This is a genomic window from Janthinobacterium sp. TND4EL3 (assembly GCF_900156175.1).
In the GTDB taxonomy this organism is placed as follows: domain Bacteria; phylum Pseudomonadota; class Gammaproteobacteria; order Burkholderiales; family Burkholderiaceae_D; genus Janthinobacterium.
This window is the reverse complement of record NZ_FTMV01000002.1, coordinates 172270-191382: the sequence shown is the minus strand read 5'-3', so window position 1 is coordinate 191382 and position 19113 is coordinate 172270. Positions and strand designations below refer to the sequence as shown.

Here is a 19113-nt window from a genome sequence, read left to right as displayed (position 1 = left end):
CGCCATGCGCACGCTAGCGTACAGCGGCCAGCCGCACCCCCGGCGCGAAGCGCGCGGCGATCAGCAATAACAGCACCACGCCTGCGGCCATCACCATCCACGCCTGGGCCAGGCTGGACGAATGCTGGCGGATCAGGCCGGCAATAAACGGCATGCTGCTGGCGATGATGTAGCCACCGCCCTGGACGAAGCCGAGCAGCGCGCCGGCGCCGGCCGGCTCAACCACGTGGTCCATGCTGACGATCAGCGACAGGGGAAACAGGGCGCCGATGCCGCAGCCGAGCAGGACCACGGCGGGCAGCGCCAGTTGCGTCGGCGCCACGATCAGGCAAGCGAGGCCCGCCAGCACGGCCAGCAAGACCGACAATAACAGGATGCGGCGGTCGGGGAAGCGGTGGATGATGCTGGAAATGAGCAGTCCCGCCAGCACTTCCACCAGGGTCAGGCCACCGAGCAGCAAGCCGCTGTCGGCCGCGCTCCAGCCCAGTTCCGTGTAAAACGGCGGCAGCCAGGCCAGCACCAGCGTGTACGCCCCTGTGCCGATGCCGAAAAACACCATCAGCAGCCAGGCGCGGGCGCTGCCCACGGGCAGGCTGGCGCTCGCGCCGCCGGCCGCGTCCACGCGCGAGGCGGCGGCGCGGCGCCACAGCAGCGCGGCGGCCACGGCAGGCAGCGCCCACAGGGCCAGCAGCGCGTTCCAGCCCCAGCTTTGCGCCAAGGGTGAGGCGGAGGCGGCGGCAATGGCTGCGCCGCCCATGATGCCCGTCGTATAAAAGCCCATCAGCTGGCCCGCCCGCTCGGGGAAATGGCGCTTGATGAAGGCCGGCAGCAGCGCCTGCACCAATGCGATGCCCAGGCCGCCCAGGGCCGCAGTGGCGATCAGGCCGCCGCTGCCATGCAAGGGCCAGCGCAGGGCGCAAGCGGCAGCGATGATGGCGATGCCAAGGCTGATGCCGCGCACCACGCCCAGGCGGCGCTGCAGCTGCGCGCCAGCCAGCGCGCACACGCCCATGGCGAACACGGGCACGGTGGTCAGCAAGCCCGCGTCGGCATTGCTGATGCCCGTGCTGGCCTGGATGCTGTCGAGCAAGGGACCGATGGCGGCCAGGATGGGCCGCAAATTCAGGCCCAGCAGGATGATGGCGGCCACCAGCAGGGCGGACGAGGGCAGTGGAGAAGAGACGGGGCGTTCAACAGGCATGGCAGAGTTGTCCTTGCCTCGCAGGGAGGCACATGGTTTAATGCGTGACATAATCACTTGATGAAAAGTATCTTAGCATAAAGATAGAAATCTATCTTGATGTCGAGATAAATGCCTACGCCATGACGGATACCCCGCAAGAACACGCGCGCGCGCAATTTGCCGCCGCACAATGGCAGCGCGAGCTGCCGCAGATGGATACCGGCGCCATGCAGCTGGTCGGCCAGCTGGGCACGGTGGCGCAGCTGATGGCGCGCGACTGGCTCAACCCGCTGTTCGCCGAACACGGCTTGCAGCCGGGTGAATTCGACGTGCTGGCGACCTTGCGCCGCTCGGGCGCGCCCTACAGCCTGACGCCGACGGCCCTGTACGAGGCGGCCATGCTGTCCTCGGGCGGCATGACCAACCGCATCGACCGCCTGGAAGCGGCCGGCCTGATCGAACGCCGGAAACACCCGACGGACCGGCGCGGCGTGCTGGTGGCCCTGACGCAAAGGGGATTGGAATTGATTGAAAAGCTGGTGCTGCTGCACGTGGAGAACGAGCGCGCCATGCTGTCGGCCTTGAGCGCGGACGAGCAGCGCCAGCTCGACCAGTTGCTGGCCAAGCTGCTGCACGGCATGGCGCAGGCGAAGAAGGTTTAAGCGAGCAGCTGCGCCAGCTCGCGCAGCGCCGCATTGCCGCGCCGGGCCAGGCGCCGCAGGTCGGCGGGATCGCGGCTGTCGTACAGGGCCAGCACATGGCCCACGCTGGCCGCGCGCAAGTCAATATCGCTGTCGCGGTCGGGAAGTTCGGCGTCGGCCACGTGCCCCTCGACCAGGGTCAGGTAGAAATGGCGGGGCTTGCCCCACAAGTTGGCGGCAAACTGCAGCACCAGGCCGCTGTCGAACAGCAGGGCGCCGCTGCGGCCGCCCTGCTCCAGCAGCACGCGAAACGCGGGCAGGGGCTGCCGCGCCGCCCGCAGGAAACCGGCCAAGTGCACCTGGTAACCGAGGCCCAGGCCATTCGCGCCCAGCTGGCCGCGCTGCAGATAGGCCTTGAACGAGGCTTGCACAGGACGCTTGCCCCTGCGGAACATACGCTCGTCCTCGTACAGGCACAGCTGGCCGCCGTCGCTGATGGCGTCGAAGCCATGCGCCACCAGCTCCTGCTCCTCGAAGGTGGCCAAGCCGACGGCTTGCGGGTCGCGCAGCCAGCCGTGGTCGAGCCAGGATTGCAGTAAAACGTGAATATCGGAAAGGGGCATGGCAAGTTGCTCGGCAGTGGCAAAGGCCCGTATTGTAGGCCAGCCTATAATAGCCGGGCCACACCATCATTCAACGAACAGACTACGCCATGGCCCCACACGACGCGCTTTCCGAATTCGACCTGATCAAACACTATTTCGTGCGCCAGCGCCCCGGCCGCGCCACCCTGGGCATCGGCGACGATTGCGCGCTGATGACGCCCGGCGCCGGCAAGCAGATCGCCATCTCCTCGGACATGCTGGTCGAGGACCGACACTTCTTTGCCGGCGCCGACGCCCGCATGCTCGGTCACAAAAGCCTGGCCGTGAACCTGTCCGACCTGGCCGCCATGGGCGCGCGCCCCGTGGCATTTACCCTGGCGCTGGCGCTGCCCCAGGCCGAGCGCAGCTGGCTGGCAGGCTTTGCCGAAGGCCTGTTCGCGCTGGCCGATGAATTTGGCTGTGAATTGATCGGCGGCGACACCACCAAGGGCCCCTTAAACATCTGCATCACCGTGTTCGGCGAACTGGCGCCGGGCCAGGCCCTGCGCCGCGCCGCGGCCGTGGCGGGCGACGATGTCTGGGTCAGCGGCACCCTGGGCGACGCGCGCCTGGCGCTGGCCGGCTACCGCATGGAACAGGAACTGTCCCCCGCCGACCTGCTGATGGCCGCCGCGCGCATGCACACGCCCACGCCGCGCGTGGCGCTGGGCTGCGCCCTGGCCGAAGCGGGCCTGGCGCATGCGGCCATCGACATCTCGGACGGCCTGGTCGGCGACCTCGGTCACATCTTGAAAGCGTCGCAAGTGGGCGCCACGCTCGACGTCGACGCCCTGCCGGCCGGCCCCGTGCTGGCGCGGCAGGAAACAGGCCTGCGCCGCCGCTACACGGCCGCCGGCGGCGACGACTATGAACTGTGCTTCACGGCGCCCGCGTCCTCGCGCGAAGCCATCGCCGCGCTGGCGGCCAGCTGCGGCACGCCCGCCACGCGCGTGGGCCGCATCGAGGCGCGATCAGGCTTGCGGCTGGTGGACGCGGCCGGGCAGCCGCTCGATCTGGCCTTGCGTTCCTTCGACCACTTCAGCGAGTAACTTCTAGCGCACCGCCGCCCGCGCCAGCCCCGGCTGGTTGACCATCCAGTAGTGCTGGAAGGCCAGGCGGATGTTGTCGCGCAGCTGGGTGTCGTCCCACGGCTTCGTGTAAAAACGGTAGATGGCGCCCCGGTTGATCGAGTCGAGCACGGCTTCGAGGCCCGTGTAGCCGGACAGGATGATGCGGATGGTTTCCGGATACAGCTCCTTGACCTTGCTCAAGAACTCCGTGCCGCTCATGCTGGGCATGCGCTGGTCGCAGACGATGACGTGGACCCTGTGCAGGGCCAGCATTTCAAAGCCTTCGGCCGGCGTGCTGGCCGTAAGGATCTGGTAGCCCTCGGGGCGGAACAGGCGGTGCAGGGACGACAGGACGTTGACGTCGTCGTCGACGATGAGCAGGGTCTGGGCCGGCTGGGCGGCCGGGTCGTGGCCGGGCGGCAGGCCGGCGCCGGCGACGATCATCTGCCCCAGCTCCAGCGCGGGCAGCGAGCGGCTGAAATAAAAGCCCTGGATCTCGTCGCAGCGGTTGCGCCGCAGGTATTCGAGCTGCGGGCGCGACTCAACGCCCTCGGCCACGACGCTCAGTTTCAGGCTGTGCGCCATGCTGATGATGGCCAGCGCGATGGCCGCGTCGTTCGGATTGCTGGTGATGTTGCGCACGAAGGCGATGTCGATCTTGAGCTTGTCGATGGGGAAGCGCTGCAGATACGCCAGGCTCGAGTAGCCGGTGCCGAAATCGTCGATGGCCACCTTCACGCCGATTTTCTTCAGTTTGCCCAGCACGACGATGGTGCGCTCGGCATTCGACATCAGCGCCGTTTCCGTCAGTTCCAGCTCCAGCAATTCCGGCGCCAGCTGATGCTGCGCCAGCGCGCGCGTCACTTCGCCTTCCAGGTCGCCCTCGGCAAACTGGCGGCTCGACACGTTGACGGCCACGTGCACGGGCCCCACTTCGCTGTCGCGCCATGCGGCGATCTGGCGGCAGGCGGCCTGGATCACCCAGGCGCCCACGCGCACGATCAGGCCCGTGTCTTCCAGCACCGGCACGAATTCGGCCGGCGCCACCAGGCCGTAGCCGGGGCGACGCCAGCGCAGCAGCGCCTCGACGCCGCTGATGCGGCCCGTGCGCAAGTCCACCTTGGGCTGGTAGTACAGGATGAACTGCTCGTGTTCGAGCGCATGGCGCAGCGCCAGTTCCAGGTCCAGGCGCGCCAGCACCTGCACGTTCATGCCGGCCGTGAAAAAACGGTAGCCGTCGCGGCCCGCCTGCTTGGCGCCGCCCATGGCCGTATTCGCGTATTTGATCAGCGTTTCCGGATCAAGCGCGTCGTCCGGGTACATGGCGATGCCGATGCTGGCCGTCAGGGTGGCCGCATGGCCGCGCAGGTCGAACGGCGCGCGCAGGGCTTCGCGCACCTGGTTGGCCACGGCCACGGCTTCCTGCTGGTTGCGGCTCATGGTGAGTATCAGCGCGAATTCGTCGTTGCCCAGGCGCCCCACCGTATCGCGCAGGCGCACGCATTCGACCAGGCGGTTGCTGAACTGGCGCAGCAGCTCGTCGCCCAGCGCCGCGCCCAGGGTGTCGTTGATGCCTTTGAAGCGGTCCAGCGCGATGAACAGCACCACGATGCGCCAGCTTTTTTCCTGCGCCAGCTCGACGGCCTGGGCCAGGGTCTGGTAGAACAGGCTGCGGTTCGGCAGCCCCGTCAAGCCGTCGTAGTGGGCCAGGTGCTTCAGGCGCTCCTGCGCCTGGCGCCGCTCGCTGATGTCGCGCGCGACGGAGATCAGCAGCAGGCCGCCCGTGGCATGGCCGCCAGCCACGGGCGACTGCGCATACCAGTGCCAGCCCAGCTCCACGGGCACCAGGCCCATATCGCGCCGTACCAGCTCGCATTCCGTCACTTCCGTCGCCAGGTGGGCCGGACCGCCCGGCGGCGCAAGCAGCGGCGCCGGCGGCGGCGACGGCAGCAGGGCCCCCGGCGACAGCGACAGCAGCTCGGCGCGCGCATAGCCGAGCAAACGGCAGGCGCCGTCGTTGACGTCGACCAGGGTCATGCCCAGCACGTCGACGAGGAAGATGGCGTCCGTGGTGGCGTCCATGGCGCCGCGAAAGCGCTGCAGTTCGGCCGTGCGCTGGCTCACCGTGCGTTCGAGCAGGGTGTTGTAGTGGCGCGCGGCGCGGTGCAGCAGCCGCACTTCGAGCATGTTGCGGATGCGCGTGAGCACTTCGAGCGCATCGAAGGGCTTGCTGATGAAATCGCGCGCGCCCGCCTCCAGCGCGGCCAGCTTGGCGTCCGGGTCGGCGGCGATCACCAGCACGGGCAGGTAGCCTTCCTGTTCCAGCGGGCGCAGCGCATCCATCACGGCATAGCCGCTCATGGCGGGCATCACCAGGTCGAGGATGATCAGGTCATACTGGTGCCGCTGGTGCAGCCCGGCCACGGCGCGCGCGTCGAGGGTGCTGGTGATGGCCGTGTAGCCGCCGCTGTGCAGCAAATGCTCGAGCAGGCGCAGGTTGACCTCCTGGTCGTCGACGATGAGGATTTTCGCGGCGTAGATGTCGGCCTGGCTGATCATGGGGCGCCTGTTCCCTTCTGCCGGCGCTGCTGCGCCACATAGGCCAGGGTGCTGTTGATCGCCTCGGTAAATTCCTCGAGGTTGATCGGCTTGGTCAGGTAGCGGTAGAAGCCCAGCGCCATGCTGCGCTCCACGTCGCCCGGCATGGCGTTGGCCGTCAGGGCGATGACGGGGATGTGCGCCGTGCGCGGATCGGCGCGCAGCAGCTTGAGCGCATCGATGCCGTTCACATTGGGCAGGTTGATATCCATCAAGATCAGCTGCGGCAGGTGCGTGCGCGCCATTTCCACGCCCAGGCGGCCATCGGTCGCCGTCAGCAGCTGCAATTGGGGGCAGTAGCGGACGATCTCCTCGACCAGGGTCAGGTTGGCGGGATTGTCTTCCACGTACAGCAGGGTGACGGGGGCGCTGTTGTCGAGCAGCGCCCCGGCCAGGTCCGGCCGCGGCTGGCCCGGCGGCGCAAGGCTGGGCAGGCTCTCGGCGGCGCGCAGCTCGATCCAGAAGGTGCTGCCCTCGCCCGGCACGCTGGCCACGCCGATGCTGCCATCCATCAGTTCCACCAGGCGCTTGGTCACCACCAGGCCGATGCCGCTGCCCTCCTCCGTGCCGCCTTCCTGTCCCAGGCGGTTGAAGGGCTGGAACAGCAGCGCTACCTGTTCGTTATCGAGGCCGCTGCCCGTGTCGCGCACGCTGATGCGCACCAGGCCGCCCGGGCGCGGCGCGCAGTCGATGGCCACGTCGCCGTGCTGGCGGTTGTACTTGAGCGCATTCGACAGCAAATTGAGCAGAATCTGCTTCAGGCGCGTGCGGTCGGCCAGCACGTTCAGCGTGCATGCCTCGGGAAAAGCCATGCCGATGCCGCGCTGGCTGGCCAGCGGCGCGATCATGTCGCGGCATTCCTGCAGGATGGCGTCCAGGCCCACCGGCTCCAGCGACAGGCTCACCGTGCCCGATTCGACCTTGGCCAGGTCGAGGATTTCATTGATCAGTGTCAACAAGTGACGTCCCGATTTCAGGATATGGCCGGCAAATTCCTTCTTTTGCTCCAGCGTCGACGGCAGCCGGTCGGAGCTGAGGATTTGCGCGAAGCCGAGGATGGCGTTGAGCGGCGTGCGCAATTCATGGCTCATCGACGACAGGAAGGCCGACTTGGCATAGTTGGCGCTGCGCGCCTCTTCCATCGCCATGGCCAGTTCGCCGTTCGTCATTTCCAGCTGCACCGTGCGTTCGTGCACGCGCACTTCCAGCTCCTGGTTCAGGCGCATGACTTCCTGCTGCGCCTGGGCGCGCTGCGCGCCCTCGCGCGCCAGCTCGCCGTTCGAGCGTTCCAGCGCCTGCGTGCGCAATTCGATCTCGGCCAGCATCTTGTTGAAGGAATCGACCAGCTGCGCCACTTCATCGGCGCTGAGCTTGCGCGCGCGGCGCGAATAGTCGCCCGTTTCGATCACCTCGCGCGCCACGTCGGCGATGTCGAGGATGGGCTGGGTGATCACGTGGTCGAGGCGGCGCAGCAGCAGCAAGGCCACCAGCAGCGCCAGCACCGTCACGCCCAGGGCGATGGCCAGGTAATCGGCCGTGCGGCCCGCCAGTTCATAGTCGGCGCGCAGGTAGACGGTGCCCAGCAGTTCGCCATTGTCGACGATGGGCTTGAACAGTTCGACGGACTTGCCCGCGATGCTGACGCCTTCCTGGCCCACCTGCGCCGGCAGCACGCCCACGCGCTCATTCGCGCGGTAGCTGGCAAACAGGCTGCCGTCGGCCTTGTACAGGGCGCCGGCCGTCACGCGCGGGCGGATGCGCATCAGGTTCAGGTTTTCCAGCGCCAGCCGCTCATCGTCGAAGGCCAGCGCGGCCGAGCTCATATGCCCGAGCAGCTCGGCCTGGGTGCTGATGTCGGCCACCAGGTTGCGGTGGTAGGCGCGCAAGTCGTAGACGACGATGGTGCCCAGCGAAATGACGAGCGCCACCAGGGTGGTCAGCAAGACCACGGACATCAGTTTGTGGCGTATCGAGCGCAGCCGTATCATCAGGCGCCCCCCGTCTGCACGCGGTAGGCGGCCAGCAGCATGCGCGCGCTGATGCGGATATGCGCCTGCGCCACGGGTTTCAGGGCCACGTCGAAGCGCACCTTGTCGTCGGCCATCACAAAATTGATCATGCTGCCCATCGCATACACCTCGTCCGAATCGGACACCGTCAGCAGCGCCAGGCCGCGGCTGGCCGCCAGCATCTCCTGCAGCGCCGCCTTGTCCAGCGCGCCCAGGTACAGCACGTGCAGCCCCGCCAGCGCCTCGCCGCGCCGCACCTTCCTGACCTGCACGCTGCGCCCGTTGACGCTGTGGCCGGCCACGCTCAGTTCGAGCTGCTCGGCCAGCGCATCGGCGCCGGCCACGCCGATCACCAGCGGCGAGTCGGGCCGGGCGAAACTGCCATCGGGCCAATCGACAAAACCGGCAAACTTGTACAGATACGCGGCCTTGACCTGGCGCTCCAGATCCGCCGGCACTTGCGCCCGCACCCCGGCGCACAGCACGCCCAGGAGCAGCAATAGCCAGCCCCAGCGGATGGGGCGGCGGAGGTCGCCGCGCAGGGGGCGACGCAGGGGGCCGGCATGCTGCCGCCAGGTCCAGTTCAGAAGTGCCATGACAACCGAGTAAAGATAATGCATTCGAAGGCGCGGCGCCATGCCGCGTCCCTATTCGGGCGATGCGAACCAGGGTGGCGCAGCGGCAGACCGCCTGCCGCCCATATTGGTAGCAAATGTATAAAAGAGTGTACGCATTTTCGCTGATACCGGGGAAAGTTTCTTTTACCGCAGGCCATGCTACAGTCATGCCTCCTTCCCCACCACGCGTGCAATCACCGATGAGCAAAGAACTCCTAACCCTCTCCACCGCCGTCGGCCAGGCCTTGCAGGCACGGGGCCTGCTGCTGGCCACGGCCGAATCGTGCACGGGCGGCGGCGTGGCGCAGGCCGTCACGGACGTCAGCGGTTCGAGCGCCTGGTTCGAGCGGGGCTTCGTCACCTATTCGAACGGGGCCAAGAGCGGCATGCTGGGCGTGCCGGCCGAGCTGATCGCCGCGCACGGCGCCGTCAGCGAGGAAGTGGCCGCCGCCATGGCAGAGGGAACGCTGGCCCACAGCGACGCCCAGGTGGCCGTCACGACCACGGGCATCGCCGGCCCCACGGGCGGCGTGCCCGGCAAGCCCGTCGGCACCGTCTGCTTCGGCTGGGCCATGGACGGACGCGTGCAGACGCAGCGGCTGGTGTTCGCGGGCGACCGGCAAGCCGTGCGCGAGCAGGCCGTCATTCATGCCCTGCAGGGACTATTGCGCTTTATCAAGTAGGCTCGGCCACGCAGGCGCGGTCGCGCCCCGCCTGCTTCGCCGCGTACAGGGCGCTGTCGGCGCGCATCAGCAATTCGTGGCGGCCGGCGCCGTGGCGCGGATACTCGGCGATGCCGGCCGAAAAAGTGCAGCCCGTCAAGCTGTGCGGCGCCTGCCGGATCAGCAACTGGCGGTAGCGCGCGGCGATGTCGTCGATCTTGTGCGCGGCGATGGCGCTGTCGGCTTCGCGCAACAGCAGGCAGAATTCCTCGCCGCCATAGCGGCACAGCATGTCGCTGCCGCGCAGCTGGCTTTCCACCAGGCGCGCGAACTGGATCAGCACTTCGTCGCCGAAGTTGTGCCCGTAGGTGTCGTTGACGCGCTTGAAGAAGTCCAGGTCGATGATGGCGATGGCCACGGGCGCGTTCGCGTCCGCTTCATGCAGGATGGCATTGAGGCAGGTTTCGAAATGGCGGCGGTTGTACAGGCCCGTCAGGTGGTCGCGCAGGGCCTGCTCCTTCAGGCTGTCCTGCAGCGAGTTGACGTGCAGGATCTGGTGCGCCAGTTCGCGGTTCAGGTGCTCGAGCTTGACGTTTTCCGATTCGCGCGCCGCCTGCAGCTCCAGCGCCTTGTCGCGCTCGGCCTTCAGGCTGTGCATTTCCTTTTCCAGGTTGCGCATCAGCAGGCGCGAAGCGCGCGCCGACTTGCTGCTGGCCTCGTACGCGGCCTGGTATTGCTGCAGGAAACCATATGCGGCCTGCCATTCGCCCAGCAGGGCATTGATATCGGACAAACCGCGCAAGATCTGCTGCTGGTGAAACGGATTGCGCGTCCAGCTCAGCAGGCTGTGCGCCTGCGTCAGCGAGGCCAGCGCCTGCGCCGCCTGCCCTGCATGCAAGTCCAGCTTGCCGCGCACCAGCCACGCGTGCATCTGCTCTTCCAGGTCCTGGCCCCGGCGCGCATACTCTTCGGCCCGCAGCAGCAGTTGCAGGGCGCTGTCGGGCCGCTGCAGCAGGATGGCCGCGTGGGCGGCGATGCAGAACAGAAAGGCGCGCACGGCCAGGTCTTCTTCCGGCCACTCGTAAAACGGTTCCACCAGCGCCAGCGCTTCGGCCGGCTTGCCCGTGGCTAATAAACACATGGCCAGGTTGGCCGAAACGATGGTTTGCTGGTATTTGAGCTTTTGCGTGCCGATGATGTCGAGCGCCTCGACCAGCAGGGGGATGGCGTCTTCATCATTGCCCAGGTCATGCTGCGACGAGGCCAGGTTCGACAGGCTGTTGACGCGGTGCGCGGGGCTGCCGAAGCGCTCGGCGATGTCGAGCGCCAGCAGGAAATTGCGCGGGCCGTCCTGCGTGTCGCCACGGTTCAGGGCGTCGACGCCCAGGCGCGCGTACAGCATGAACTTGTGCAGCGAGTCGGGGATCTGCGCGGCCTGACTGCGCGCCTGCAGGAAATGCTGCTCGGCATCGGCAAAGTCGCCGCGCCGGCTCGCATACGCGCCCTGCAGGGCGGCCACTTCCATGCCGCCTTCCAGGTCGCACGTCTGCTGGAAATACGCGCGCAAGTCCCCGCACGGCGGCTCGGCTTCGCCCGCATAATAGGCGAGCCAGCAATGATTGAGTTCCGCATATGCGCTGCCGCGCGCATACTGTTGTCGTTGCGCCGCCGCCAGCGCCATCTGCGCCAGCCGGCGCGCCTGGCGGCGGTTGCCGACCAGGCAGGACAGGGTCTGCTGATTGAGGCGGTCTATGTCGGCTTTATCGAGACTGGAGATCGGCACTGCGTCCTCATACACACGCTGGGGTGGATTTTTCGCACAAAACTTGCTCTGTATCAATGGTATCCTGATTAACATCATAACCAGATTCGCTGTCCCGCATGGCATCTTTGCAAAGGATTGTGGTAAAAATGCCAGTCGCGGCCACGCATGCGGCGCTCGCCGCTGTCACGGATCTTTGATTGTCACTGACGCAACAACTTGGAGTAGTCGCAATGCAAAACACGGTACATTTCATCCTGCAGGGCAAGGGCGGCATCGGCAAGACGCTCGTCTCGACCCTGCTGGCCCAGTGGATAGGCGGCAAGGACGACACGCCTTTGCGCTGCTATGACACCGACCAGGAAAACGCCACCTTTTCGCGCTACAAGGCGATGAACGTCAAGCATGTGCCCGTGATGACGGATGCGCGCAACATCGACCCGAAACGCTTCGACGCGCTGATGATCGATATCCTCGACACGGACGGCAACTGCGTGGTCGACAACGGCGCGAACACCTTTTCGCCGCTGATGGGCTACCTGCTGGAAAACGACTGCTTTTCGCTGCTGGAAGAATCGGGACGCAAGGTGTACATCCACACCATCGTCGGCGGCGGCGACACCCTGCACGACACGGCCACGGGCTTTGTCGCCACGGCGCAATCGACGACCGTGCCGCTGGTGCTGTGGCAGAACGAACACTTCGGCCTGCTGCAATCGGCGTCCGGCAAGCAGTTTATCGAATCGCAATCGTATGCCGACAACCGCGCGCGCGTGAAAGGCAGCATCACCTTGAGCCAGCGCAACCCGGACACCTTCGGCGCCGATGTCAAGAAAATGAACACGGCGCGCCTGACGATGCAGGAAGTGCTGCAGAACGACAAGTTCAACATCATGGAAAAGCAGCGCATCAAGGTCGTTTACCGCGACATCTTCGAACAGCTCGACAAGGTGCAGTGGTAGTGGACCGGCACACACTGCGCAGCCACGTATTCGACAAGACGGGCATCAAGATCGACGTCGATGACCCGATATTCGCCCTCGTGGCGCTGAACGAAGCCGTGCTGGCGGACACCGTCGGGCGCCAGCTGGCCCTGCTGGACGCCGCCACGCAGGCGCTGGCCGCGCAGGCGCGCGCCACGGGCGGCCTGCCGCCCGAACCGGCGCCCGCCATGGCCCGGCCCGCGCCGGAAGTCACCGTGCCCGCGCCAGCCGGCTTTACGCCGCGCGAATGGCGTTTGCTGGGCGCGGCCGCCCTCGTCTCCATCGCCTGCGCCCTGCTGGTGCTGGGCGGCGCGGCCCTGCTGTATCAACCGTAGCACCGACCGTAGCACCGTCGCGCTGGGCCAGCCACGAGCGGGCCGCAGCGTCTTCCCCCACCCTAGCCTGGAAGCATGCATGAAACCGATCAAACTGCTGGCCATTCCCGCCCTGATGCTGTCGCTGTACGGCGCCCCGCTCACGCTCGCCCATGCCGCCGGCGCCGCTGCCGCGACGGCAGCCACAGCCGTGCCAAATGTTGCCTACGAAAAATACACGCTGCCGAACGGCCTCGACGTGATCCTCGTGGAAGACCATAAATTGCCCGTCACGGCCGTCAACATCTGGTACCACGTGGGACCGGCAAATGAAGCGCCGGGCCTGACGGGCTTTGCCCATCTGTTCGAGCACATGATGTTTGCCGCCACCAAGCACGTGCCGCGCGGCATGGCCGACCAGCTGCTCGAAGGCGCGGGCGCCACGGATTCGAACGGCAGCACGGATTTCGACCGCACCAATTATTTCGACACGGTGCCGTCGAACCAGCTGGAACTGGCCCTGTGGGCCCATTCCGACCGCATGGGCTACCTGCTGGACGTGCTCGACCAGACGGCGCTGACGAACCAGCAGGACGTGGTGCGCAACGAGCGCCGCCAGAGCGTGGAAAACGCGCCCTACGGCATCGTGCAGGAAGCGCTGTACCACCAGCTGTTTCCGAAGAACCACCCGTATTACGCCAGCGTCATCGGTTCGCATGCGGATATCCAGAACGCGAAACTGGCCGACATCAAGGAATTCTTCACCCAATACTATGGTCCCAACAACGCCAGCCTGGTGATCGCGGGGGACATCGACAAGGCGAAGACCAAGGAACTGGTCAACAAGTACTTCGGCAGCTTCAAGAGCGGCCCCGCCGTACCGAAACCCGATGTCGTGACGCCGCCCATCACGCAGGAGCGCCGCATCGTGGTGCAGGACCGGGTCGAGCTGCCGCGCGTCTTCATGGCCTGGCTCACGCCGTCCGCCTACGCCAAGGATGACGCGGAACTGTCGATGGCGGCGCAGATCCTGGCCGGCGGCAAGTCCAGCCGCCTGTATAAATCCCTGGTGTACGACAAGCAGATCGCGCAGGACGTGGGCGCCAGCCAGAGCTCGAACGCGCTCACCTCCGTGTTTACCATCGACGTGACGGCCCGCCCCGGCCACCAGCCCGAGGAAATCGAGCGAGCCATGCAGGCGGAACTGGAGCAATTGCGCGCCAAGGGACCCAGCGACAAGGAAATCGAGCGGGCCCGCAACAGCATCGAGACAGCCATGTTGAGCCAGGTGGAAAAAGTGGGCGGCAATGCCAACATGATGAACCAGTACAACCAGTACCTGGGCGACCCCGGCTACCTGGGCAAGGATATCGCGCGCTATCGCCAGGTGACGGCGGCCGGCGTGCAGCGCGCCGTGGACACCTACCTGAAGAACCAGTCGCGCGTGGTCGTATATGGCGTGCCGGGCACGCCGGACCTGGGACCGGAAGTGGCGACGCCCGCGCCGGGCAAGGTCAAGCTGGCGCCAGGCACGGCCATCAATGCGGACGAGCCATGGCGCAACGCGGTGCCGAAGGCCGGTCCCGCGCCAAAGCTTGTTCTGCCGCAAGCGACATCCTTCACCCTGAGCAATGGCTTGACCGTGATCCACAATTACAACCCGGCCGTGCCGCTCGTGTCCAGCCAGCTGGTCATCAAGAGCGGCTCGGGCGCCAATCCGCTGGCGCAGCCGGGCTTGTCCAGCTTTACGGCGCAATTGCTGCAGGAAGGCACGAGTACGCGCAGCGCGCCGCAGATCGCCGATGACGTGGCGCAACTCGGCGCTTTCCTCGGCACCGGTTCCGGCGCGGACGCCTCGTTCGCCCAGCTGACGTCGCTGAAAACCACGTTCCCGCAGGCGCTCGACGTGCTGGCCGACGTGGTGCAGCACCCGCAGTTCCCGCAAGAGGAGGTGGAACGCCAGCGCGCCAGCCGCCTCGGCGAACTGGCGCAGCAGCGCGAAAACGCGGCGGCCGTGGCGGCCCGCGTGGAAGCGGCCGCCCTGTACGGTCCGCAGCATCCGTACGGCACCATCCAGCTGGGCACGGAAGCGGCCCTGAAAGCCACCAGCCGCGCCGACCTGCAGGCGTTCTGGCAGCAGCATTACGTGCCCAACAATGCGGCGCTGATCGTCTCGGGCGACATCGATGCCGCGCAATTGAAGAGCCTGGCCGAAGCGAAGTTCGGCAACTGGAAGGCGGGCGCGGTGGCGCCGTCCGTGACGGCGGCGCCGGCCACGACGAAAGCGCGGCTGATCCTCGTCGACAAGCCGGGCGCGCCGCAGACGGCCATGCGCCTGTCGACCATCGCCGTGGCCCGCGCCACGCCCGACTATGCACCGCTGCAAGTGATGAACGCGGCGCTGGGCGGCTTGTTTACGAGCCGGCTGAGCAATAACCTGCGCGAGGAAAAGGGCTACACCTATGGCGTGCGCTCGCAATTCCAGTACCGTAGCCAGCCGGGACCGTTCTCGATCGCGGCCGGCGTGCGCACGGACGTGACGGGTCCGGCCGTATCGGAAACCTTCAAGGAAATCCGCGCCATGATCGCCAAGCCGTTGACGGCCAGGGAATTGTCGAATGCGCGCAATTCGCAGGTGCTGTCACTGCCGGGCCAGTTCGAGACGAATGCCAGCATCAGCGCCAGCATGGCCAACACGTATATCTACGGCCTGGGCCTCGACTACTACGCAACCTTGCCGCAGCGCTTTGCGGGCGTGACGGACAAGCAGGTGCAGCAGGTGGCAAAAAAATACTTGCAGCCGGAAAAGCTGATCGTCATCGGCGTGGGCGACCAGGCGAAGATCGCACCGCAGTTGAGCAAGCTCAAACTGGCGCCCGTGGAACTGCGCGACGCCGAAGGTAACGTCAAGGAGGGTAACGTGAAGTAAGGACTAGCGGCGCTTGAACAGCGCCGCTTTATCCACCAGCGCCGCGATCGCCACGCCCGCCGTGTAGGCGACCAGGTCGCCCCAGGCGAAGGTGGAACCGAGCACCAGGTGCCCCAGCGGATGCGCGCGCAGCGCGACGAGCCAGGGCGCCTGGATCAGCTGACCGAATTCGACGGCAAAGCAGATCAGCAGCGCCGTCAGCGCCAGCTGCCACGTGCGCATGCGCGTGGCGAAGATGCCCAGCGCGAAGACGATCATCATGGCCCACAGGGCGTCGCCCGGATACTTGTCCAGCGCGGCGGGAAGGAATTGGGGATAGGCGCGCGAAGCCAGGCCCAGCGCGATGACAGCCACGGTTGCGCCCACCTGCAGCAGGCGGCGGCGTTCAGGTTTTACCAGGAACATATTTCCATTCAAAGGCACAATACGGGCCGAACCATTGCGGCCCGTCCGGTATTGTACTGCGCGGCCGAGTCCGCCTGCAGCCTATCGCATCAAGCCAGGTCCACATGCTGCGCCAGGAAATCGAGGAAGACGCGCACGCGCAGCGGCACATGCCCGCCCTGGCCCACGAAAACGGCATGCACTTCCTCGCTGTCGCCCGGATTGAATTCTTCCAGCACGGCCTGCAAACGGCCCGCCGCGATATCGGCGCGCACCTGGAAGGCAGCCAGGCGCGCCAGGCCCAGTCCCGCCAGCGCCAGCTGCCGCAAGGCTTCGCCATCGCTGGCCTGCGCATTGCCAATAACAGGCACGACAAGGTCGCCGCCTGACAGGCGCAGCGGCCAGCCCGAGCGGGCGCGCGCGTAATTGGCGTCGAGCAAGTTGTGCGACGCCAGCTCGGCCGCTGCCCGCGGCGTGCCGCGCCGCGCCAGGTAGCCAGGTGCCGCCACGATCGCCATGCGCGTCTGGCCCAGCTTGCGCGCCAGCAGGCTGGAGCTTTTCAGGGGACCGGCCCGCACGGCCACGTCCGTGCGCTGTTCGAGGATATCGACGACTTCATCCGTAAGCACGATGTCGAGCGTCACCTCGGCATAGCGTTCCAGGAACAGCGGCGCCAGCGGCAACAAGAAATGCTGGCCGAACGGCACGTTCGCATTCACCCTGATCTTGCCGCGTGGCACATCCTGCACGCCCGCGCAGCGCTCGGCCTCGTCCAGCGCGGCCAGCACCTGCCTGCCCCGTTCATACAGGCCGCAGCCTTCGGCCGTCAGCTGCAGCTGGCGCGTGGAACGGTTCAGCAGGCGCGCGCCCAGGCGCTCTTCCAGCCGGGACACGAGCTTGCTGACGGCCGACGGCGTCATGCCGCAGGCGCGCGCGGCGGCGGAAAAGCCGCCCAGCTCGACGACGCGCACAAACACTTCCAGTTCGCCGGAGCGGTTCACATCGAGTCTGGCCATTGTGAATTCATTTCATAAATGTTCTTCAATGAGATAGTCTAGTGCATAAATGGCTTTGCTTGCATCATGCGCCCATTCCCCCTGATGAAGCGAGCCGCCATGCAACGATATTTCCCCCTCCCCGCCGCCCTGCTGAGCCTGATATTCAGCACGAGTCCTGTCCAGGCCGCCAACGCCGATACCACTTGGCTGGCCAGCTGGACGGCCAGCCCGCAAGCCGTGTGGGGCAGCGACTTTATGTTTCCCGCCAACGTGCCCGCCGTGCTGCACGGACACACCGTGCGCCAGGTGGCGCGCCTCAGCGTGGGCGGCCCGCGCGTGCGCATCGTGCTGTCGAATGCGTATGGCAAGGTGCCGCTGCGCATCGGCGCGGCCACCGTGGCCCTGGCGGCGAACGGCTCGGCCATCGAAGCGGCCAGCCTGCGCACGCTGACGTTTGCCGGCCAGCCGGCGGCCAGCATGGCGCCCGGCGCGCCGCTCGTCAGCGACCCCGTCGACCTGGCCGTGCCGGACCTGGCCCGGTTGACGGTGAGCGTGCACCTGCCGCAGTCCAGCCCGACTGCCACGTTTCACTGGGATGGGCGCGAGACGGCGTGGATCGCCCCGCATGACCGGACGCGGGCCGCGCGCATTGACGAAGCGCAAACGGGCGTGCAGACCACCACGGTGCGCCTTTTACTGAGTGCCATCGAGGTGGAGGCGGCGCCGGGGGCGCAAGCCGTGGCCATCCTCGGCGACTCGATTACCGATGGCGCCAGCGCCAGCCTGGGGATGGATGCGCGCTGGCCCGATTTCCTGGCCGAACGCCTGGCGCCGCAGGGCGTGGCCGTGATCAATGCGGGCATCTCCGGCGCGAGGTTGTTGTCCGACGGCATGGGAGAGAACGCCCTGGCCCGCTTCGAGCGCGACGTGCTGGCGCAGCCCGGCGTGCGCACGGTGGTCGTGTTGTTGGGGATCAATGACATCAGCTGGCCCGGCACGGCGTTTGCGCCAAGGGAACAAAGGCCGACACTGGCGGAATTAAAGGCCGGCTATGCCCAGCTGCTCGCCCAGGCGCGCCGCCGCGGCGTGCGCGTCATCGGCGCCACTGTGACGCCGTTCGAGGGCGCCCTGCCCGGCACGCCCCTGAGCGACTATTATCAGCCGGAAAAAGAGCTGCTGCGCCAGCAGCTCAATGCGTGGATACGCGGCAGCGGCCAGTTTGACGCCGTGCTCGACTTCGACGCATTGGCGCGCGACCCGGCCCACCCGCTGCGCCTGCTGCCCGCCTACGACTCGGGCGACCATTTGCACCCGGGCGATGCGGGCAACCGGGCGCTGGCGGAAGGGATAGACCTGCCGCTACTGTTGAACGATCAGTCGCCCAGGCCCGCGTACAGAGGCGTGCTCAAGTAGCGCTCGCCGAACGACGGGATGATGGTGACGATGGTCTTGCCCGCGTTTTCCGGACGGTGCGCCACTTGCAGGGCGGCCCACAGGGCGGCGCCCGACGAGATGCCGACCAGCAAGCCTTCGTCGCTGGCGGCCAGGCGCGCCGTGGCGAACGCGTCGTCGTTCTTGACGCAGATGATTTCGTCGTAGATGGCCGTGTTGAGGATCTGCGGCACGAAGCCGGCGCCGATGCCCTGGATCGGGTGCGGCCCTTTCGTGCCTTTCGACAACATCGGCGACGCTTCCGGCTCCACGGCGATCACTTGCAGGCCCGGCTTGCGCTCCTTCAGCACTTCGCCCACGCCCGTGATGGTGCCGCCCGTGCCCACGCCGGCGACGATGATGTCCACTTGCCCATCCGTGTCGCGCCAGATTTCCTCGGCCGTCGTGGCGCGGTGGATGGCGGGGTTGGCCGGATTATTGAATTGCTGCAGCATCAGATAGCGCGGGTCGGCCGCCACCAGTTCCTCGGCCTTGCGGATGGCGCCCAGCATGCCTTCGCTGCCGGGCGTGAGCACCAGCTCGGCGCCGTAGGCGCGCAGCAGGATGCGGCGTTCGCGGCTCATGGTGTCGGGCATGACGAGGGTGCAGCGGTAGCCGCGCGCGGCGCAGACCATGGCCAGCGCGATGCCCGTGTTGCCGCTGGTCGGCTCGACGATGACGGTGTCGGGATGGATCTTGCCGGCGGCTTCCGCGGCGACGATCATGGACAGGCCGATGCGGTCCTTGACGCTGTGGGCGGGATTGTAGAATTCGAGTTTGGCCAGGATGGTGGCCACACTGCCGGCGGCGATGCGGTTGATGCGCACCAGGGGGGTATTGCCGATCAGTTCAGTGACGTCGTTGGCGATGTTCATGGGAATCTCCACA

Annotated in this window: 16 protein-coding genes; 7 read left to right on the top strand and 9 right to left on the bottom strand. The window is 66.8% G+C overall.

What is annotated here, in order from left to right; translation table 11 throughout:
* Window positions 1–13 precede the first annotated feature (13 nt).
* Window positions 14–1201 (bottom strand): MFS transporter, encoded by a 1188-nt coding sequence (locus BXA07_RS04460; protein ID WP_076566008.1) that lies wholly within the window; start codon window positions 1199–1201, stop codon window positions 14–16.
* A gap of 122 nt (window positions 1202–1323) precedes the next feature.
* On the opposite strand from BXA07_RS04460, the gene BXA07_RS04455 reads away from it, so the two are divergent.
* The gene (locus BXA07_RS04455) at window positions 1324–1845 is read left to right on the top strand and encodes a MarR family winged helix-turn-helix transcriptional regulator (protein WP_076566006.1); all 522 of its coding nucleotides are present in this window, start codon (window positions 1324–1326) and stop codon (window positions 1843–1845) included.
* Here BXA07_RS04455 and BXA07_RS04450 read toward each other — a convergent pair.
* Window positions 1842–2447, bottom strand: a complete 606-nt coding sequence (locus BXA07_RS04450; protein WP_076566004.1) for a hypothetical protein — start codon at window positions 2445–2447, stop codon at window positions 1842–1844. The two genes, BXA07_RS04455 and BXA07_RS04450, sit on opposite strands and share 4 nt — an antisense overlap.
* Window positions 2448–2536: 89 nt before the next feature.
* Here BXA07_RS04450 and thiL point away from each other — a divergent pair, with 89 nt between their 5' ends.
* Window positions 2537–3517 carry a thiamine-phosphate kinase gene (thiL, locus tag BXA07_RS04445; protein WP_076566001.1) on the top strand — a complete coding sequence of 327 codons (981 nt, stop codon included), beginning with the start codon at window positions 2537–2539 and terminating at the stop codon, window positions 3515–3517.
* 3 nt (window positions 3518–3520) lie between these two features.
* Here thiL and BXA07_RS04440 read toward each other — a convergent pair whose 3' ends face one another.
* The 3 genes from BXA07_RS04440 to BXA07_RS04430 are packed head-to-tail and all read right to left on the bottom strand — an operon-like array spanning window position 3521 to window position 8741.
* Window positions 3521–6097: an EAL domain-containing protein gene (locus tag BXA07_RS04440; protein ID WP_076566000.1), complete on the bottom strand. Its 2577-nt coding sequence runs from the start codon at window positions 6095–6097 to the stop codon at window positions 3521–3523.
* Window positions 6094–8124: a sensor histidine kinase, YfiR-like protein-associated gene (locus tag BXA07_RS04435; RefSeq protein WP_076565997.1), complete on the bottom strand. Its 2031-nt coding sequence runs from the start codon at window positions 8122–8124 to the stop codon at window positions 6094–6096. The genes BXA07_RS04440 and BXA07_RS04435 overlap by 4 nt, the downstream gene beginning before the upstream one ends.
* On the bottom strand, window positions 8124–8741 hold the full coding sequence (locus tag BXA07_RS04430) for a TOL_0243 family YfiR-like periplasmic protein (protein ID WP_076565994.1): 618 nt from the start codon (window positions 8739–8741) through the stop codon (window positions 8124–8126). The genes BXA07_RS04435 and BXA07_RS04430 overlap by 1 nt, the downstream gene beginning before the upstream one ends.
* A 221-nt stretch (window positions 8742–8962) precedes the next feature.
* On the opposite strand from BXA07_RS04430, the gene BXA07_RS04425 reads away from it, so the two are divergent.
* Window positions 8963–9445 carry a CinA family protein gene (locus tag BXA07_RS04425; RefSeq protein ID WP_076565992.1) on the top strand — a complete coding sequence of 161 codons (483 nt, stop codon included), beginning with the start codon at window positions 8963–8965 and terminating at the stop codon, window positions 9443–9445.
* Here BXA07_RS04425 and BXA07_RS04420 read toward each other — a convergent pair.
* Window positions 9438–11207, bottom strand: a complete 1770-nt coding sequence (locus tag BXA07_RS04420; RefSeq protein WP_244556182.1) for a GGDEF domain-containing protein — start codon at window positions 11205–11207, stop codon at window positions 9438–9440. The two genes, BXA07_RS04425 and BXA07_RS04420, sit on opposite strands and share 8 nt — an antisense overlap.
* A 212-nt stretch (window positions 11208–11419) precedes the next feature.
* Here BXA07_RS04420 and BXA07_RS04415 point away from each other — a divergent pair, with 212 nt between their 5' ends.
* The 3 genes from BXA07_RS04415 (at window position 11420) to BXA07_RS04405 (ending at window position 15412) form a co-directional block, all read left to right on the top strand.
* Window positions 11420–12148: a P-loop NTPase family protein gene (locus BXA07_RS04415; RefSeq protein WP_076565989.1), complete on the top strand. Its 729-nt coding sequence runs from the start codon at window positions 11420–11422 to the stop codon at window positions 12146–12148.
* Window positions 12148–12504: a hypothetical protein gene (locus BXA07_RS04410; protein WP_076565987.1), complete on the top strand. Its 357-nt coding sequence runs from the start codon at window positions 12148–12150 to the stop codon at window positions 12502–12504. Before BXA07_RS04415 ends, BXA07_RS04410 begins: the two co-directional genes overlap by 1 nt.
* Before the next feature lie 79 nt (window positions 12505–12583).
* Window positions 12584–15412, top strand: a complete 2829-nt coding sequence (locus tag BXA07_RS04405) for a M16 family metallopeptidase (RefSeq protein ID WP_076565985.1) — start codon at window positions 12584–12586, stop codon at window positions 15410–15412.
* Window positions 15413–15415: 3 nt separating this feature from the next.
* Here BXA07_RS04405 and BXA07_RS04400 read toward each other — a convergent pair whose 3' ends face one another.
* Entirely contained in the window at window positions 15416–15817 is a 402-nt protein-coding gene (locus BXA07_RS04400) for a ribosomal maturation YjgA family protein (RefSeq protein WP_076565983.1), read from the bottom strand.
* Between the two features lie 89 nt (window positions 15818–15906).
* A complete protein-coding gene (locus BXA07_RS04395) occupies window positions 15907–16812 on the bottom strand; it encodes a LysR family transcriptional regulator (protein WP_076565981.1) in 906 nt (301 codons plus the stop codon).
* A gap of 99 nt (window positions 16813–16911) precedes the next feature.
* Here BXA07_RS04395 and BXA07_RS04390 point away from each other — a divergent pair, with 99 nt between their 5' ends.
* Complete coding sequence (locus BXA07_RS04390; protein WP_076565979.1) at window positions 16912–18207, top strand: SGNH/GDSL hydrolase family protein; 1296 nt, start codon at window positions 16912–16914, stop codon at window positions 18205–18207.
* On the opposite strand, the gene cysK is transcribed toward BXA07_RS04390, so the two are convergent.
* On the bottom strand, window positions 18168–19100 hold the full coding sequence (cysK, locus tag BXA07_RS04385; RefSeq protein ID WP_076565977.1) for a cysteine synthase A: 933 nt from the start codon (window positions 19098–19100) through the stop codon (window positions 18168–18170). The two genes, BXA07_RS04390 and cysK, sit on opposite strands and share 40 nt — an antisense overlap.
* Between the last annotated feature and the right edge of the window lie 13 nt (window positions 19101–19113).

Bases quoted from the DNA above. Each gene is read 5' to 3' on its own strand.
- BXA07_RS04460 (WP_076566008.1), bottom strand. From the start codon at position 1,201: ATGCCTGTTGAACGCCCCGTCTCTTCTCCACTGCCCTCGTCCGCCCTG.
- BXA07_RS04455 (WP_076566006.1), top strand. From the start codon at position 1,324: ATGACGGATACCCCGCAAGAACACGCGCGCGCGCAATTTGCCGCCGCA.
- BXA07_RS04450 (WP_076566004.1), bottom strand. From the start codon at position 2,447: ATGCCCCTTTCCGATATTCACGTTTTACTGCAATCCTGGCTCGACCAC.
- thiL (WP_076566001.1), top strand. From the start codon at position 2,537: ATGGCCCCACACGACGCGCTTTCCGAATTCGACCTGATCAAACACTAT.
- BXA07_RS04440 (WP_076566000.1), bottom strand. From the start codon at position 6,097: ATGATCAGCCAGGCCGACATCTACGCCGCGAAAATCCTCATCGTCGAC.
- BXA07_RS04435 (WP_076565997.1), bottom strand. From the start codon at position 8,124: ATGATACGGCTGCGCTCGATACGCCACAAACTGATGTCCGTGGTCTTG.
- BXA07_RS04430 (WP_076565994.1), bottom strand. From the start codon at position 8,741: ATGGCACTTCTGAACTGGACCTGGCGGCAGCATGCCGGCCCCCTGCGT.
- BXA07_RS04425 (WP_076565992.1), top strand. From the start codon at position 8,963: ATGAGCAAAGAACTCCTAACCCTCTCCACCGCCGTCGGCCAGGCCTTG.
- BXA07_RS04415 (WP_076565989.1), top strand. From the start codon at position 11,420: ATGCAAAACACGGTACATTTCATCCTGCAGGGCAAGGGCGGCATCGGC.
- BXA07_RS04405 (WP_076565985.1), top strand. From the start codon at position 12,584: ATGAAACCGATCAAACTGCTGGCCATTCCCGCCCTGATGCTGTCGCTG.
- BXA07_RS04400 (WP_076565983.1), bottom strand. From the start codon at position 15,817: ATGTTCCTGGTAAAACCTGAACGCCGCCGCCTGCTGCAGGTGGGCGCA.
- BXA07_RS04395 (WP_076565981.1), bottom strand. From the start codon at position 16,812: ATGGCCAGACTCGATGTGAACCGCTCCGGCGAACTGGAAGTGTTTGTG.
- BXA07_RS04390 (WP_076565979.1), top strand. From the start codon at position 16,912: ATGCAACGATATTTCCCCCTCCCCGCCGCCCTGCTGAGCCTGATATTC.
- cysK (WP_076565977.1), bottom strand. From the start codon at position 19,100: ATGAACATCGCCAACGACGTCACTGAACTGATCGGCAATACCCCCCTG.